This window comes from Dolosigranulum pigrum ATCC 51524, from assembly GCF_000245815.1.
Taxonomy (GTDB): Bacteria; Bacillota; Bacilli; order Lactobacillales; family Carnobacteriaceae_A; genus Dolosigranulum; species Dolosigranulum pigrum.
Genome location: NZ_JH601103.1, coordinates 326,172 through 341,361, shown reverse-complemented (window position 1 = coordinate 341,361; position 15,190 = coordinate 326,172). Strand labels below are relative to the sequence as shown.

The window sequence follows — 15,190 nt, the reverse complement described above, 5'->3', positions numbered from 1 at the left end:
AGGAGAGCTTGCTTAGTGCAGGCTCTTTTCGATTGAGAAAGGATGAAATCTTGATGCAACGTTATAAATTAACTGTAGCGTATGATGGGACGAATTATAGTGGGTTTCAAGTACAACCGAATGTACCGACAATTCAGGGAGAACTTGAACAAGCCCTTCAGCGGATTGCGAAGGGTGAATTTGTGCGTATTCATGGAGCGGGGCGGACGGATGCCGGTGTGCATGCGGCGGGACAAGTGTGTCATTTTAATTTTCCGTTTTATATTTCAGAGGAGGGAATGTTGCGAGCGATCGATGCGAATACGCCCACCGATATTGTCCCTCAAAAAGTGGAGCGAGTATCTGACACTTTTCATGCACGGTATGATGCTTGTGGGAAAATGTATGAATATCGGCTCTATACTGGTAAACAAGCTGATCCATTCAAGCGACTGTACGCGTATCATCATCCGCATGCACTGAATGTTGAACGCATTAAGCAAGCCCTAGAGCATTTTAAAGGAGAACATGATTTTACGAGCTTCTCAGCGGTCAATGCAGAAGTGGATAGTCGCGTGCGTGAACTTTATGAAGCGTGCTTAATTCAAGAAGGAACAGATTATATTTTGCGTTTTAGCGGGAGTGGTTTTTTGTACAATATGATTCGAATCATGGTGGGGACGCTGCTCGATGTGTCGGATGGTAAGTTGGATCCAGATGCAATCCCTGACATACTGCAAGCAAAAGAGCGTCAAGCTGCCAGTCGAACTGCTTCACCAGTAGGATTGAAAATGGTGGAAGTTTACTATAAAGACGCAGAATACTCAGACCATTTTTTAGAAAACAATATTGATTAATTTAGCTTAGAATACGTCTCAAAACAATCATAAATCACTAAATGTTAACGGTTTTTTAACGAACTAAGTTGAAGTTCTTCTACCGACTATTGACGAGTAAATTATGGATAAGTTACAATCAGATAGGAATAAAAAGGAGTATAATTATGAGAAAAATTGGAAATTATTTATTTGTAGAAAAACAAGATGATATTTACACGATTCGAATGACCCCTGAATTGCAAGATGATGTAGGGACCGTGGCGTTTGTTGAGTACAATTTCGAAGACACATTGAAAAAAGGAGACTTCATTCTCTTTTTAGAAGCTTCGAAAACGGTTATTGAACTGAAAACGCCAATTAGTGGCACGGTACATGCCAAAAATGAAGCAGCAGTTGATCAACCTAACTTATTGAATTCTGCTGATGAAGCTGAGAACTGGTTAATTCAGTTGACCGATGTTGATGAAGCTGAATTTGCAGCGTTAGAAGACGAATAATGGAAGATCAAACAACCCTACAGGCAACCTGGGAAGCGGTCATTCACCCCTTGTGGCAAGCACATTATGGGAGCAATAGACCATTACCCGAGTTGCATACAATGGATGATTATTTTCACTGTTATCGCAAGTTAGTCAATGTCCGCCCACCTGCTCCCATGCCGGATGAGTGGATTGCGCAACAAAATAAGGTATTAGGTGCGTATAACCAGCCAACAACTGAACTGGCAGCCCTAACGTCTATACGTGAGTTCAAGAATGGCTCACAACTCTATCTCTGGCAAGGAGATATAACAGCTTTAGTCGTTGATGGGATTGTTAATGCAGCCAACAGTCAGCTAGAAGGTTGTTATTTGCCGGGACATAATTGTATTGACAACGTGATTCATTCCAAGGCGGGTATTCAACTGCGCCAAGATTGTCACGAAATAATCCAAGAACAAGGGCGAAAAGAACCCGTTGGACGAGCAAAATTAACCCCAGCATACAACTTGCCCAGCAATTATGTTCTTCATACAGTAGGGCCGAATGTGCAAGGGAAGCAAGTAGGCAAAATGCATCGGGATTTATTAGCTAATTGTTATCAGCAATGTCTGTCGTTAGCGACAGAACAATCGTTAACTAGTCTGGCTTTTTGTTGTATTTCAACAGGTGAGTTTGGATTTCCTCAACAAGAAGCTGCCGAAATCGCTATTCAAGAAGTCACAACATTTTTAGCAAAACATACCGAACCGATGCAGGTAGTATTTAATGTCTTTACGGATAAAGATAAAGAAATATACGAACGACTTTTAACGGCGAAAGGAGATGATTCAGATGACACAACATAAATGGACAGCTGAGATTTTACCCCATCAGTCTGAAGCTGAGAAGCTATGCGAATTAATAGCAGAAGCTGATGCGGTGGTGGTTGGGATTGGAGCCGGGATGTCAGCGGCGGACGGCTTTTTATACAGTGGCGAGCGCTTTACTGATCATTTTGCCGATTTTATCGAGAAGTATGGCTTAATTGATATGCTCCAGGCGAGTTTATATGATTATGAGAGTATTACGGAATACTGGGCATTCCAGAGTCGCTTCATTGCGTTGAATTACTTGGATCAACCTGTCGGACCATCATATTTAGCGCTGAAGTCTTTACTAGCGGATAAGCCATATCACATTATTACGACAAATGCGGATAATGCTTTTTGGGTGGCTGATTATGATCCGGAAAAAGTCTTTCATATCCAGGGCGAGTACGGCTTAATGCAGTGTAGTCAGTTCTGCCATGCTCAGACATATCGGAAAGATGACTTAATCCGCCAAATGGTGACAGAACAGTCTGAGATGACGATTCCATATGAGTTGATTCCTTATTGCCCACGGTGCGGCGCTTATCTTGAAGTGAATAAGCGCAACGCCGAAAAAGGAATGGTAGAAGATGCGGACTTCTATGCTCAATTGGAGCGATATGAAGCTTTCCTTGCTCAGCATGAAACTGGTCAAGTATTGTATTTAGAAATTGGAGTTGGATTTACCACACCACAGTTTATTAAGCAGCCATTTACTGACCGTACTGAATCTAACCCAGCAGCCATTTATGTACCTATGAATCAGAAGCGTTATCGATTACCACAAGCAATCCGTCAGCGAACGATTCGTTTAACAGATGATATCCAACAAACATTAACGCAAGCTAATCAGATCAAAGGAGAGAAGTAAATGTACTTAGTAGAACCAATTCGTGATGGTAAGTTTATGACAGATGGGGCAACTTCCTTAGCTATTCAAGTATATGCCCAAAAACATATCAAACCAGGCGAAGCCCTTATCTTCCCGTATATATGTGACCCCCATGTCCAGATTGGTCGCTTCCAAAACCCCGAAAAAGAAGTAGGTAAACAGTTCTTAGAAGAGCATAATATGCCTGTTGTGCGCCGTGATACGGGAGGCGGAGCAATTTATTTGGACAATGGTAGTGTAAATTTTTGTTTCCTGTTGCCTCTTGAAGATAGCCTAGTTGGAGACTACAAGCAATTCTATGCCCCAGCGATTGCAGCCTTAAAAAATCTCGGCGTAACTGAGATCGATCAAAAAGGCCGGAATGATCTAGTTATTCATGATAAAAAAGTATCCGGAGCAGCAATGATGCCGGTGGGAGATCGCTTGTATGGCGGATTTTCACTATTATTGGATATTGATCCGGAAGCGATGGTGAAGAGTTTGACACCAAATCGTCAGAAGTTAATCTCAAAAGGGATCGAATCCGTTCGTGCTCGCGTGACCAATATTCGTCCACACTTGGCAGATAAGTATCAAGATGTTACGAATATGGAATTTAAGGACTTAATGCTCAAAGAATTACTTCAGGTAGATGATTTAGCGGAAGCGAAGCGTTATATCTTAACAGATGAAGATTGGGCAGCTATCGATCAGTTAGTCGAAGAAAAATATAGCAATTGGGATTGGGTATACGGTCAAGCTCCTCAATATGAATATAACCGAAGTGAACGATTCGATGTCGGTACAATTGAGGTATCCCTATCGATCCAAGCCAGCCGTATCGATCAATGCAAGATTTATGGCGATTTCTTCTCTAAGGGAGATGTTTCAGAAGTTGAACAAGCCCTGATTGGTACGCGGACGGAACGCGAAGACTTACTGGAAGCTTTGCACGGCCTAGAGTTTGAGCAATATTTTGGGGCACTCAATCCAGAACAATTAGTGGATCTTATTTTAAGTTAAAACCATCATTGTATGAATGGAGGAAGTTCAATGACACTACTGTCGATTTTAGATTACGGCATTCGTGATGAAGGCCAAACCTCAGAAGAAGCACTTGCTCAGACGGTAGAGCGTGCTCGGCTAGCTGAACATTTAGGCTATCACCGTTTTTGGGTGGCTGAGCATCATAATGTACCGGCGTTTACCTCGAGTGCACCTGAAATGCTTATGATGCACTTGTTAAACCAAACAACACGGATTCGTATTGGGTCGGGTGGCATTATGTTACCACATTACAGTCCGCTGAAAGTAGCCGAAAACTTAAAAACATTAACTGCTTTTTTCCCTGATCGTGTGGATGCAGGCTTAGGGAACAATCCAGGAGTAAAACCTGCTCGCGAAGCATTGAATGAATACCGCACAAGTGAAGTAGACCATCAAAAGCAAGTAGCTGACTTAGTTTACTACTTACAAAATGATACGGACGAAGACCACCGCTTTAGTGATATGGTTGTCCACCCGAATGTTAAGGCTAATCCTATTCCATTTGTCTTAACCACGGGCTCTCCCTCAACAGCACAACAAGCAGGAAAGCTTGGCTTAGGCTATGTCTATGGGAAATTCTTAGTCGGAATGGACTACGTGCAAAATGGCATTAACACTTACCGTTATCATTTCAAGCCCTCTCCCTTCTTAAAGAAGCCACTTGTCAGTATTGCACTGTCCGTAGCTGTGGCATCGACTGAAGAAGAAGCTGCTGAACTAGAGCGAGCACTCGATGTGTGGATGTTAGGGAAGCATGATTATCGTGAATTTACTCATTTTCCATCTGTGGAAACAGCTGCTCAATATAAACTAAGTGCTGAAGATAAGGACCGTATTCAGAAGAACAAGAATAAAGCAATTATCGGTACTCCCACAGATGTTCAACAACAATTACAACAACTCATCGATATAACCGATGCGGATGAACTCCTCATTGTCCCGCTTATTCCAGGCGAAGATAAGCGCCGATATACTTTGGAGGCCTTGGCTGAGATGGAGTTATAGGACGACACTAAATAAAGATTAAAAATTAAATATCAGAAAGAAGGAATATATAATGGCATTATTCAAAAAAGGATTGGTAGTCGCACTTAGTTCAGCATTGCTATTAGGCGCATGTGGAACCGAGACAGGCGGGACAGATAATGGATCTGCAGAGCAAACAACTGAATCAACAGAAGATAAAAAGGTTGTGACGTTTGAGTCAAAAACGGAATTATCTACATTAGATGGATCAACATATGACTTACCGACAACTAATATGTATTTGAATATTACTGAGAATATGTATCGAAAAACGGGTAATGGCAATGAGGTAGAATTAGGGCTAGCAGCTAAGCATGAAGAAAGTGAAGATGGATTAACGCACACATTCACCTTACGCGATGATATCTACTGGGAAAATGGGGACCCAATTGTTGCAGCCGATTTTGTATTTGGAATTCAACGTAGTATTGATCCAGAATCAGCTGTGTATCCTTCAACTTCAGACGAAATTATTGTAAATGCTGATAAAATTAGAGCAGGCGAAATGGAGCTGTCAGAACTAGGGGTAGAGGCCCCAGATGACAAAACACTAGTTATGCACCTGGCATATCCATCAGCTATCTTTGATTATGATATGTCTGGAGGACGTTGGGCTCCGATTCAAGAAAAGTTTTATAATGAAGTCGGTGCGGAGAATTATGGAACGAGCGCTGATAATTTTATGGCTTCAGGACCTTACAAAATTCAAAATTGGCAAACCTCTGCTTCTGAATGGTCTCTTGTGAAGAATGAGAACTATTATGATCATGAATCAGTTGATATTGATCAAATTGATTTTAAAGTAGTCCCAGAAACATCAACTGCCGTCCAATTATATGAAAGTGGTCAATTAGATTTTGCAACATTGACCCCTGACTTTGTACCAGAGTTTAAATCACATGAAGGATTTGCTCAGGATCTAACCACTTTTTCAGGGAATATGGAAGCGAACCAAAAAGTAGATATTACCGCTAATGATCATTTTGGTCGAGCATTGTTTTATGCGATTGATCGTGAAGAATTGACAGAAAATATTCTAGCAGATGGATCATTGCCAGTAACTGGGTATGTACCATATGAGTTAGATAAAAATGTTGAGGGTGTTGACTTCCGTGAAGAAGCCGGACATTATTATAACTTTGATGCAGCCAAAGCTCAAGAAGAACTAGATGCAGCATTTAAAGAGTTAGACATTGAATCAGCAGAGTTGACGATGGTTGTGTCTGAAGATGGTCAAGATCCACAAGTTGCGGAATTTATTCAATCACAATTAGAAAATAACTTGGAAAATATTTCAGTTAATATTGAACAATTGCCACTAATGTCATTGTATGAACGTCTAGGGAAAGAGGACTGGGATTTAGCTTACTACACGCTTACACCGTTCTTGCCAGATGCATTTGCAGTCTTAGAGTGGAGCTACACCGATGGCATTAACTTATCCCAATATAGCAATGAAAAATATGATGAATTATTAGATCAAGCCAAATATGACTTTGGCACAGATCCGCGTAAACGTCGTGATATTATGATGGAAGCTGAAGAACTAAAGGTGTATGAAGATGCGAGTAATTCAACATTACACCAGAATCAACGATCTTATCTAGTAAATCCTGAGATTGAAAACTTCGAAACACTTCCAGTCAGCGGCTATCTATACTTCAGAAATGTGAAATTGAATCAATAGAATGCGAGGTAGGCATGTTTAAATATTGTTTAAAACGATTCGGTATATCAGTGATTACCATATGGATCATCATTACGATAACCTTCTTTTTGATGCATAGCATGCCAGGGACACCTTTTTCAACAGAAGCCCATCTAACAGATGAACAGATCCGAATAATGTACGAAAACTATGGCCTGAATGAACCATTGTATAAACAATATATTATTTATATGAATCAAATGATACGGGGGAATTTTGGGCTGTCTTTTCAACAAAATAATGCGGCGGTAAGTCATATGATTACAAGTCGAATGGGGCCTTCACTACAATTAGGCATCCAATCGATAATAGTCGGAACAATAGCAGGGATAGGCGTGGGCTTTATCTCTGCTATTTATCGCCACAGTTGGGGAGATACGCTAATGCAATCACTGGCTATTTTCGGACGATCAACACCTGTTTTTGTACTGGCTGTTATTTTGCAGTATTTATTTGCAGTGAGGTGGACGTGGTTTCCGATTGCCTTTTGGAATGAAGGTTGGCGATCAACTATCTTGCCAACTCTTGCTCTTTCCCTGACGCCACTTGCTATTGCTGCACGGTTGATTAGAAGTGAAATGATTGAAGTATTGTCATCGGATTACATTGAATTTTCGTATGCAAAAGGTTTACCCCGATTTAAAGTGATGCTAGTCCATGCATTGCCGAATGCAGCGTTACCAATGTTAACCGTACTAGGACCGGTAACGGCTCGATTAATTACTGGTTCAATTGCTGTAGAGAAAATATTTGCAATTCCAGGCATGGGGCATTTATTTATCGAATCGATCTTAAGTAATGACTATAGCGTGATTATGGCCATGACGATTGTATTTTCGGTCCTATTAATCAGCGTGATCTTCTTAACCGATGTTATTCATGCAGCGATCAATCCTAAGGTGCACCTAATAGAGGAGGAAGCTCCATGAAATCGAACTTATTAAACAATGCATATAATAATTCTTTATTGCAGCAAACAAAGCATGTGTCTTCGGAAGACTTTAGCTTTCAAGAAAATAAGTTAACTGATTATGCAGATTCTCTCAATACATCAACTAAAAAAAGAATATTGAAGCGGTTTTTACGGTCAAAAAGTGCCATGGTGTCGTTAATCATTATTATAGTATTTATAGTGGTGGCACTATTTGCCCCGTGGTTAACAGACTATTCGCCTACTGAGCAGCGATCCAATCATACTAATTTGCCGCCAAAAATTGAAAGCTTGTCATCCTATTCGTGGTTTGATGGGAAGCGAATTAATCGAGGCGGGGAAGTTGTTGATGCATATGAATCATTAGATCAGTCGGATGAATCCTCCCCAGTTGCTTATATACTGGGAACAGATAGTTTAGGAAGAGATATGTTAACACGTATTATATATGGCATACGGATCTCTTTACTTGTATCTTTTTCAGCGATGATAATTAATTGCATCATTGGTGTTTCTTACGGACTGATTTCTGGTTGGGTTGGGGGAAAAATTGACACCTTAATGCAACGTGCGCTAGAAGTTTTCTTTGGGATACCGAGTTTGGTTATGATTATTTTATTATTGTTAGCACTTAAATCAACTATTACCTCAGTTGTACTAGCCATTGCTTTAACCAGCTGGATGGATACAGCGCGAGTTGTACGGAATCAAACACTCAGTCTTAAGGAAGAAGAGTTTATTTTGGCCTCGAAGTTATTCGGTCAATCATCCTTATTCATTCTTTTTAAACATATTTTACCGAATATAATGGGAACACTGGCCGTTCAAATTATGATGGGCATTCCGTTTGCTATTTTTTATGAAGCATTTTTGAGCTTTATAGGTGTGGGTATTCCCGTACCACATGCTTCTTTGGGTTCACTGATTAATGATGGCTACCAGACATTTCTGCTATATCCTCATAAAATGTGGTATCCGGCTGCGGCTATTTCAATCATTATGCTAGCTTTTAACTTATTAGCTGATGGCTTAAGAGATGCTTTTGATACGAAGAGTGAAGGAGGTTAATGATGGCAACACCCCTTTTAACGATAAAAGACTTGAAAGTGACCATAACCCAAGATCAACAAGCGGTTTATCCGGTTCGAGGGATTAGCTTGGATATTTATCCTCGAGAAACTGTCGCAATTGTAGGAGAATCAGGTTCAGGGAAATCAGTCTTTGTACGGACAATTTTGGGACTGGATCAGAAGAATAGACGCATTGATGGCGATATAAGGTTTAATAATCAATCATTGCTGACTCATTCGCAGACTACATGGCAAGCTATTCGGGGTAAAAAAATAGCAATGATTTTTCAGAATGCGATGACGGTCTTAAATCCAGCCCTCACAATTGGTCACCAACTAATCGAAACCATTAGACAACATCATACAATAACGAAAGCAGCAGCAAAGCAAAAAGCTATCCAACTATTGACAGATTGTGAATTAGATAATGTTGACTTGCGGATGAAACAGTACCCACATGAATTCTCAGGCGGACAGAAACAACGAATTGCCATTGCTATCGCGTTATGTGGCGAGCCAGAATTACTCATCGCTGACGAACCGACAACTGCGCTAGATGTTCGTATTCAAGACAAAATAATCAAATTAATAAAAAAATTCCAAAAGAAAATAGGATTTTCGATAATTTTTATTACGCATGATCTAGGCATTGTCTCAGGGGTGGCTGATCGAGTCGCGGTTATGTATGCCGGGAGACTGGTAGAGCATGGGAGCAAAAGAGATATATTTTATAATCCGCAACATCCATATACGTGGGCATTATTAGAATCTATTCCTGATATTCATTCGAATCAAACATTACTCAGTATCCCGGGAGTACCTCCTAATTTATCCCAACAAATAAAAGGTGATGCTTTCGCACCACGGAGTAAATATGCGTTAAAAATTGATTACGAACAACAACCTCCTTTTTTTCAAGTCAATCCGCAGCACTATGCTGCTACATGGTTACTTCATCCTAAAGCGCCTCAAGTTGAATTGTCGGATAACATCAAGCAAAGAAAAGAAATATTTCGATCATTAGAAAAAGAGGGTTCAGAATGACAAATCAAGCACTATTAGCAATACAAGATGTGTCCATTCATTATGGATCTGTTGAAGCTGTTTCGAATATTACATTGCATATTCACGAAGGCGAACTGATTGGTTTAGTCGGCGAATCAGGGAGCGGAAAATCAACCTTAGCTAGAGGAATAATGGGACTGGAGAAACTCACTAAAGGAGATATCTACTTCCGAGGAGAAAAATTAAATCACAAAAGAAGCAAAGCAGAGAAACAAGCGATTCAGATGGTCTTTCAAGATGCTTCAGCAGCGATGAATCCACGCATGAAACTTAAAGAGATTATGCAAGAGGGTGTGAATATTCATTTCCCTGATTTATCTAGAGAAGCAAAGCAAAAAAGAGTACATGAAAGTATGCGTCAAGTAGGCTTAACAGAGCATTTACTTGAACGGTATCCACATGAGCTATCAGGCGGGCAACGGCAACGTATCGGGTTAGCACGAAGCATCATTCTGAAGCCTAAGGTGCTTATTGCCGATGAAATTATTTCGGGATTAGATGTGTCTAATCAGGCGACTATCTTGACCTTACTCCAAAAGTTGAAAGAAACAGAAAAAATGGCATATTTATTCATCACGCATGATTTATCAATTGTGCCCTATGTGTGTGACCGAGTTGCCATTATGACGGAAGGAAAAATAGTAGAAATAGGGACACCGGAAGAGTTATTCCAAAATCCGCAACATCCATATACAAAAAGTTTACTCTCATCTGTGCCCATTGCGGATCCTATTCGAGAAGAAAAAAGAGAAATAGTAGATTATAAATCCTCTGAACGTAAAGATCATTTGAACTGGTATCAGATAACCAAAACCCATGCTGTACTCCAATAAGCATGGGTTATCTTGCAAAGAAAATTATGTGGTGTAATTTTTCTGGATGCTTTGGGAACGGATGGCGTGTCTGCGGATAAAAAGTGCCAGAGAGTTGCTAAACATATCGGTCTAACAGACGCTATGGAACAAATAATGAGAATCATAACATAAGGAAGGGATAGGAGAAGGATATGCAGTTATTTACACAGGATGCTAGCTACTATGCAGAGCAGATTAAAGAAGGAAAAGTTACTTGTGTTGAGCTTGTCAAACAAGCCCTCAAAAATATTGAAGGGTTAAATCCCAAGTTGAATGCCGTGATAAGCACCCAAGAAGAATACGCGCTCAAGCAGGCGGAGCACTATGACCGGGAGATGAAAAATAAAGAGGGATTACCGCCATTTTATGGAGTGCCGACTCTATTAAAAGATTTAGGCCAACAACAAGAAGGATTTCCAGCAACAAGTGGCTCTAAGTTATTAAAAGATTATATCGCAGAACAAACGGATTATTTTGTAGAAAAAGTCATACGTGCCGGATTTATTATTGTTGGGCGAACCAATGTCCCTGAGTTTGGCTTTAAAGGGATTAGTGATGCTAAGCAGACTGGGCGGGTTAATGCGCCGTATGACCTATCACGCAACCCGGGAGGATCAAGTGGTGGAGCGGCAGCAGCATTGAAGGCAGGCATTGTGCCCCTTGCCTTTGCTAGTGATGGTGGAGGAAGTATCCGTCTACCAGCTAGTTATAGTGGACTCATTGGCCTGAAACCATCACGTGGTCGAGTTATTGTTGGGCCTGGGGGATATCGTGGCTGGCAAGGCTGTTCGGTCAACTTTGCCCTGACACGTTCAGTTCATGATACGTGGACATTGTTAAAAGAGTTGCAAACACAACAACTTGAAGCACCGTTTAATATCCCAATGATCGAAGAACCATCTTTAGCTGAGCTAGATCGTCCACTGACAATTGCTTATTCATATGATTCGCCTATCGGGGCAGAAGTTTCCGAAACAAGCAAACAAAATATAACTCGAACAGTTGAGCTATTAAAACAACTTGGACACAAATTAATTGAAGCAAAGCCACATACTGATGACTTCAAATTACTAAAAACGTATTATGAAATGAATAGCGTGGAGATGGCTGCTGTATTTCAAGAGATGGAAGAACATCTCGGCCAAAAATTAACACCAGATGATATGGAGCCAATGACCTGGCTAATATTTAAAGCCGGGGAAAAAATTCCAGCAGCAGATTTTTCTCGGATATTAGCGTTTTGGGACCAATATACGGTGCAGCGTGAAGCATTTATCAGTCAATATGATTTGGCCATAACCCCTATTACAGATGGACCCGCACCCATTCACGGCCAATTTGAATATGGAAAATATGAAGAGGATATGTTAGCGGCTGAATCACTATCAAGAGAAGAGCAACAAGCCTTAATTTGGAAAGACTTCGAAAAAGGGCAGGATTATATGGCCTATGCATTTTGCCAAAATATTGCCGGCCAACCTGCGATAAGCTTACCATTATTTGAGACTGAGGAAGGCTTGCCACTAGGAACTCACTTCTGGGCGGGCAAAGGACAAGAATATATCTTACTTCAACTGGCGAAACAATTAGAAGATGCCGGACACTTAAAGACCGATCTTAAATTATCAGCTGAACTATCAGCTCAATAATACGTCATCTATTTTACACATACGACAACTTTTGGTGCTAGTGAGGACTTTTTCCTCGCTAGCATCTTTTTATGTATTAAACTAAAAAAACATGCGGGATTTCCTTTAAAATAAAGTCAACTAAACAAAAATTAAAGGAGAAATCTCACATGTGTGAATCTAATTCTATAGTAAATTTGATTGGTATTCAAGATAAAAATATAAAACTAATTGAAAAAGATCCTAATAATACTTAATAAACGACTATTTGAGCACAATACCGCTCAATTGATTACGTTTCTCTTAGCCTCTAGACGTTTTATTTATGAAAATGGTATCCTCTGGATAAGATGTATTTCATGAGTAAGAACATTTTTTGATAAATAAAATGATCAATGGTATATTTATAATGAAAATAAAATAGAAAAACGTTCGATTGTATCCATCTCATGGAGTAGACAAAATCAAATGATTTATTCCGTTACGAATGTGTTGACTTTATGATGACCAACACTAAATGTTGAAGAGCCAAAATTGTCTGGTGATCTCGGATAGCAGTAATTTCATTTTGGTTGGTGATAGGTATTTGAATTTATCAAATGAAAAAATTTCGGATAGGTATTTTGATTTTTCATTTTTTAATAAAAAATAAAACGCCTTGCTATAAACATTGCTTTTTTGGAAAATTTCATTTTCTATTTAAGAATGCTTAATGTTATAACATCAGAAACTGAAAATCTTTTTAAAATTATCTATAAGTTTAAAAATAATATTTACAATCTGGGATACAACAGTAATAATACTAGCCAATTTTTCATATTAAGCAATGAACAATATAAGATATTTAATAACATATATGAAAGTATTTATTTATCCTATAGGAAAGTTCGAAAACTATTAATTTCTACCGGATATTTTCATTCTAATTTTGAAAATTATATTAAAAGCACATTTACCCTTGTTTCAAAATATAGCTACACAAATGAAAAATGCGGCAGATGTAAATGTCAATTATATATTTCAGAATATTACTCATCTTTACTAGAAATGGAATATTATTGCTATTTTTGTCCAGTTTGTGGGGTATATTCATTACAAACGGCAAAGAAATTACTTTCACATAATTATCGGAAAACAGTGGGTGCGGTTTCATTTAATATTCAATTACCAGATAATAGTGGAGCAGAAGTGGTATGGCAATTAAAAAATAAAGCAACAGGAAAAAATTGGTCACAAATCACAAGTGACAGACACGGTGCTACGCGAATCAATATAGACGGTATGGAAAAAGACATACATTCGTCCAAAGCAATAATTGATAGTGAAAGGATTGAATACATACATGGAAAGTTTATTAACGGATAAAAAAAAATACTTTATGTCAGTAATTTTTGATAATTTTGGTAGTTCATTAATGACTTTTGCGATACCAGTTTATATATTAGGATTAAGTAATTCAGTTTTATATTTATCTTTAATATCTTCTTTAACACTTCTCCCCTTTCTAGTTCTAGGGATGCCATTTGGAGCTTTGGTTGATAAGTTAAATATAAAGAAAATATTGTATTTATCTGATTTTATTAGATTCTTTTTATATTTTGCTTTATTTTTTATAGTGGTTTATATTGATAGCTTAGGTATTAAATTGTGGACACTGATCATAGTAACTATTTTAGTAAGTTGTATTAACGTTATTAGTTCAATATCAGAAACAACCTACCTACCATATTTATTCAAACACACAGATGATTTTACATCTTTAAATAGTAGTATCTATTCAATACAATATATTTTAGGTATTTTATCTCCTATTGTGGGTGGAATGATATATAGTAAGTATTCAATAGGAATTTTATTGTTGATCAGTAGTCTATGCTATCTCTTAAGTTCATTTTCATTTTATTATATTAAGGCTGTAGAAAATAAATCTAATCCTAAATTTTCATCTGAAATTTTTAAGGATATGTTTGCTGATATTGTAAAGGGGTATGTATATGTTTCATGTAGAAAAACAGTATTTTTACCATTAGTTATTACAGCTATTTTTAATATATTAACGGCGAATTTTCAAAATGATAGTCTGATTTTTTTAAAAAATATCATAAATTTAGATACTAGTCAGATTGGATTTGTAGTATCAGTTGCTACTAGTGGGGCACTTTGTGGAGCTTTTTTAATAAACTTTCTGAGTAAGAAATTTGAATTTCATAAGCTTTTCATTACAAATATTTTACTTCAATCTATACTGAGAATTATTTATGCACAATGGAGTAATGTTTATATGATTGTTGTAATTACTTTTGTTATAGATGCTTTACAATCAATATTGAATATAATAATTATAACCAATAGACAAAAGTTGGTGGAAAAAGAATATTTAGGTAGAGCAAATAGTCTTTATAAAACGGTGTTGATTGGAGTGAATTCGCTTGGATTTATTATTGGTGGCTTCATAACAGAGAAATTAGGAGTTCGTGTATCATTATTGATTTCTGGGATTAGCTTAGTAGTTTTATATTGTGTAGCATCATTGTTATATCGTAACATTAGCAAAAAAAGATTAAGGAAGAACAATATAAAATATTAGAAGATTTAGAAGAATATAAAAATACACATGATCAACAAAGCAATACGCTTTGGCGTAAAGCACGGTATGGCTTCATACGACAAGAAAAAAAGAAAGGTAAACAGTTAACAAATCGGAAAGATAACTGTCAATAAAAATATAACGACAGCTAGAATTGATTATTAAGACGTCAATTCTAGCTGTCTTTTGCGGTACGACAACTTTTGGTGCTAGTGAGGACTTTTTCCTCGCTAGCATCTTTTTTGTGCGTGCAAT

The 15,190-nt window shown here is 38.2% G+C and carries 14 protein-coding genes; all 14 read left to right on the top strand.

All coding sequences use genetic code 11. The features are described from left to right. The first annotated feature begins 53 nt into the window (after positions 1-53). The 14 genes from truA (at position 54) to HMPREF9703_RS01430 (ending at position 14,935) form a co-directional block, all read left to right on the top strand. On the top strand, positions 54-836 hold the full coding sequence (gene truA / locus HMPREF9703_RS01495; protein WP_004634988.1) for a tRNA pseudouridine(38-40) synthase TruA: 783 nt from the start codon (positions 54-56) through the stop codon (positions 834-836). Between the two features lie 146 nt (positions 837-982). Further along, the gene (locus tag HMPREF9703_RS01490) at positions 983-1,315 is read left to right on the top strand and encodes a glycine cleavage system H family protein (protein WP_004634986.1); all 333 of its coding nucleotides are present in this window, start codon (positions 983-985) and stop codon (positions 1,313-1,315) included. Beyond that, positions 1,315-2,145 (top strand): protein-ADP-ribose hydrolase, encoded by an 831-nt coding sequence (locus HMPREF9703_RS01485; protein ID WP_004634983.1) that lies wholly within the window; start codon positions 1,315-1,317, stop codon positions 2,143-2,145. Before HMPREF9703_RS01490 ends, HMPREF9703_RS01485 begins: the two co-directional genes overlap by 1 nt. After that, positions 2,132-3,019, top strand: coding sequence for an SIR2 family NAD-dependent protein deacylase (locus HMPREF9703_RS08850; protein ID WP_004634982.1), 888 nt, complete (start codon positions 2,132-2,134; stop codon positions 3,017-3,019). The genes HMPREF9703_RS01485 and HMPREF9703_RS08850 overlap by 14 nt, the downstream gene beginning before the upstream one ends. Further along, on the top strand, positions 3,020-4,042 hold the full coding sequence (gene lplA / locus HMPREF9703_RS08845; RefSeq protein ID WP_004634980.1) for a lipoate--protein ligase: 1,023 nt from the start codon (positions 3,020-3,022) through the stop codon (positions 4,040-4,042). 30 nt (positions 4,043-4,072) lie between these two features. Continuing rightward, positions 4,073-5,071, top strand: a complete 999-nt coding sequence (locus HMPREF9703_RS01470; protein WP_004634978.1) for an MsnO8 family LLM class oxidoreductase — start codon at positions 4,073-4,075, stop codon at positions 5,069-5,071. Between the two features lie 52 nt (positions 5,072-5,123). Then, positions 5,124-6,779: a peptide ABC transporter substrate-binding protein gene (locus tag HMPREF9703_RS01465; RefSeq protein ID WP_004634976.1), complete on the top strand. Its 1,656-nt coding sequence runs from the start codon at positions 5,124-5,126 to the stop codon at positions 6,777-6,779. A 14-nt stretch (positions 6,780-6,793) separates the two neighbouring features. Continuing rightward, complete coding sequence (locus HMPREF9703_RS01460) at positions 6,794-7,729, top strand: ABC transporter permease (protein ID WP_004634974.1); 936 nt, start codon at positions 6,794-6,796, stop codon at positions 7,727-7,729. Next, positions 7,726-8,799 (top strand): ABC transporter permease, encoded by a 1,074-nt coding sequence (locus HMPREF9703_RS01455; RefSeq protein WP_004634972.1) that lies wholly within the window; start codon positions 7,726-7,728, stop codon positions 8,797-8,799. Before HMPREF9703_RS01460 ends, HMPREF9703_RS01455 begins: the two co-directional genes overlap by 4 nt. 2 nt (positions 8,800-8,801) lie before the next feature. Further along, a complete protein-coding gene (locus HMPREF9703_RS01450) occupies positions 8,802-9,845 on the top strand; it encodes an ABC transporter ATP-binding protein (RefSeq protein WP_004634970.1) in 1,044 nt (347 codons plus the stop codon). Further along, positions 9,842-10,699: an ABC transporter ATP-binding protein gene (locus HMPREF9703_RS01445; protein WP_004634968.1), complete on the top strand. Its 858-nt coding sequence runs from the start codon at positions 9,842-9,844 to the stop codon at positions 10,697-10,699. Before HMPREF9703_RS01450 ends, HMPREF9703_RS01445 begins: the two co-directional genes overlap by 4 nt. Positions 10,700-10,872: 173 nt before the next feature. Then, complete coding sequence (locus HMPREF9703_RS01440; RefSeq protein WP_004634966.1) at positions 10,873-12,369, top strand: amidase; 1,497 nt, start codon at positions 10,873-10,875, stop codon at positions 12,367-12,369. 657 nt (positions 12,370-13,026) lie between these two features. Next, a complete protein-coding gene (locus HMPREF9703_RS01435; RefSeq protein WP_155800778.1) occupies positions 13,027-13,713 on the top strand; it encodes a hypothetical protein in 687 nt (228 codons plus the stop codon). Then, on the top strand, positions 13,691-14,935 hold the full coding sequence (locus tag HMPREF9703_RS01430) for an MFS transporter (protein ID WP_004634962.1): 1,245 nt from the start codon (positions 13,691-13,693) through the stop codon (positions 14,933-14,935). Before HMPREF9703_RS01435 ends, HMPREF9703_RS01430 begins: the two co-directional genes overlap by 23 nt. Positions 14,936-15,190: the final 255 nt, after the last annotated feature.